2 protein-coding genes are annotated in these 2577 nt (G+C 25.4%); both read left to right on the top strand.

Annotation, left to right across the window (positions count from 1 at the left end; all coding sequences use genetic code 11):
- Nucleotides 1–617 precede the first annotated feature (617 nt).
- Nucleotides 618–1283 (top strand): hypothetical protein, encoded by a 666-nt coding sequence (locus Q4586_RS13915; RefSeq protein ID WP_068706535.1) that lies wholly within the window; start codon nt 618–620, stop codon nt 1281–1283.
- A gap of 3 nt (nt 1284–1286) precedes the next feature.
- Nucleotides 1287–2399, top strand: a complete 1113-nt coding sequence (locus Q4586_RS13910) for an ATP-binding protein (RefSeq protein ID WP_303529983.1) — start codon at nt 1287–1289, stop codon at nt 2397–2399.
- The last annotated feature ends 178 nt before the right edge of the window (nt 2400–2577 follow it).

The raw sequence follows: 2577 nt of genomic DNA, 5'->3' as shown, positions 1-2577 counted from the left end.
CTCGCGGATTTTCTATTCAGATTCTATTTACTAAATTAGATGCTTAAAACACGCCACTAATCATACACAAAACCGTTAGCAAAAACTACGGAGCTGTAGCCCGAAATAATACAGTTTTTAAATTATGTTTTCAGTCAATTAGTTTTTGAGAAAGAAAAATGGAGTTTTAATTGTGGAATTCTACTCGCTCATAAATAATTGCGGAGTTTTTGTTTTTTGTAGAATTGTAAAATGGAGATTCAACGCTGGAATCTTACTCAAACCTTAAAAATTGAATTGCGGAATCTTGAGCAAATTTATGGAATCTAAATCGTGGGAATTTTACTCATACTCTAAAAATTGAATTTACAGAATTGAGCAAAAAATGGAATTTGAATTGTAGCGGAATTTATCTCAGAATAGAAAATTAAAAAAGGAATGTATAAAACGCATTTGCTAACACCGCGCATAATTAATTGCTTACTATATTTTTCCTGCGGAAAAACCTCGCAAGCTTCAAATTATGTGCTTTTTAATTATTTTTTTTCTAAATTTACGCAAACAAATCATGCACAAACACGTTGGCAGTAATTAAAGTAACAACATTGAATCCAAGACTAAAATATAAATAACAAACTATGTTCCTACACATTGGAGAACCTAAATCAATAGAAGACTTAAATAAACCGAGTCTTAAATTAAATAAAATTGACAGAATTAAAGTGCCAATATTGGTTATCGATGATAATGATTTTGAATACTTAGACCATTTAAAAAATCATAGATTCGATATAACATATTTTAGTGACATTCAATCAATTGAAAGCGCAAATGAGTATGAAATAATTTTATGTGATATAAATGGTGTTGGAAAAATATTTGATAGTAAATACGAAGGTGCTCACGTAATTTCTGAATTATATAAAAAATACCCTTTTAAAACAATAATAGCTTATACAGGGTATACACATGACCCTACTTACAATAAATTTTTCAGATTAGCAGATTATGTCTTTAAAAAAGATTTAGATGGTGATGAATGGGTAGAAAATTTAGATAATGCCATTGACTCAGCTGTAAACCCTCAAAAAAGATGGTTAAAATTAAGAGATTTTTTAATTAAAAATAATGTTTCTTTATTTGAAATTGTAAAATTAGAAAATGAATATGTAACCACGATATTAGAGGGAAGAAGCTTGTCTAATTTTCCAAGTAAAAAATTAAGTAGTGAAATTGACAAAGATATAAGAGCAGTAATACAGTCATTTACTGCAAGTATTATTTTTAAAGTACTAATTGGTTAAATAATGACAAATAACAAACTATTTCCTTATTACGATTATAAAGAAGAAAAGATTAAAAATGGTGTTTTAGAAAACTCTTTTCTTTTTTGTAATAGAAATTTTAATTCAACTTGTAAAAAACATTATGATTCAATAAAAAATAAGAATGGGATTTTTATTTGTCCTTATGGTTTCTCTTCACTAAATCATAATAGTGAGAATTACACATCAATCTTAGTCGAAAAAAATCATAATAAAAAACTAAGCAAAAGAAATACAAATAAGAAAGATTCTAAAGTTGTACATTCATTAGATGTCGTAGATAGAATTAAAAAATATTTTCAATCTATAGATGCTAGAGTTAATGCTAAACAACATATTATAAGAAAATTTGATAAAGAAAGTTCCGTATTTTCTACTAAAAAAGAGACTTTAGATGACACGTTACATGAATTAAGAAAGCTAAATAATATTCTAAAAAAACAAGCTTATACATTAAAGATTGATTTAGAAAAAAGTTATAATACAAATTATAATATAAATTTAAGAAGTAAAAATATATTATCAACAACACAATTAATTAGTGCTCGATTAAATGCTTATGATTTTACATTAAATCCAGAATTAATTGAACTATCACCAAAAAACAATATTGCTATTTATAAAAAATTTGATAAAGCAAAACAGTGTTTAGAAGTCATAACAAATGATTTAATGATAAATATAAATCTAAAAGGTACCTCAAATTGTAAATTTGAATGTTATAATATTATTGATTTATTACCATTTATTTTGTTTGAAAATGCAATTAAATATAATTACAAAGATTCAGAAATTAATTGTGAGTTCATAAATGATAACAATTCAAAACTAGATAAAATAATAGTTTCAAATAAAGCAATAATACCTTCTGAAACTGAATTATCTAAATTAAAAGACAAACACTTTAGAGGTCAAAATAGTTCAAATATAAACGGAAGTGGAAAAGGACTATATATTGCTGAATTAATTTGTAATTTTAACAGTTTTTTTATTGAAATTGAAATTGAGAAAGAGAAAGAGAAAGAACTTGAAAATAAAGAAATTTTAGGAACTTTTAAAACAATAATAACTACTGCCAACACTGTGTATAATTAATGGCTAGTACTCGCCTACTTACGAAAATCCTTGCGGATTTTCTATTCGGTTTTTATTTACTAAATTTAGTGCTTTAAAACGCCAAAAATCATGCACAAACACGTTGCCACCAATAAAAACTGAACTTCAAAATTGTACTTTAAAAGAAAAAATATTACGGAATCAAATTCTGAAAGAA

Origin of the sequence: Tenacibaculum soleae, assembly GCF_030549005.1 — a bacterium.
In the GTDB taxonomy this organism is placed as follows: Bacteria; Bacteroidota; Bacteroidia; order Flavobacteriales; family Flavobacteriaceae; genus Polaribacter; species Polaribacter soleae.
This window is presented reverse-complemented; position numbering and strand designations above follow the sequence as displayed.

Bases quoted from the DNA above. Each gene is read 5' to 3' on its own strand.
- Q4586_RS13915 (WP_068706535.1), top strand. From the start codon at position 618: ATGTTCCTACACATTGGAGAACCTAAATCAATAGAAGACTTAAATAAA.
- Q4586_RS13910 (WP_303529983.1), top strand. From the start codon at position 1,287: ATGACAAATAACAAACTATTTCCTTATTACGATTATAAAGAAGAAAAG.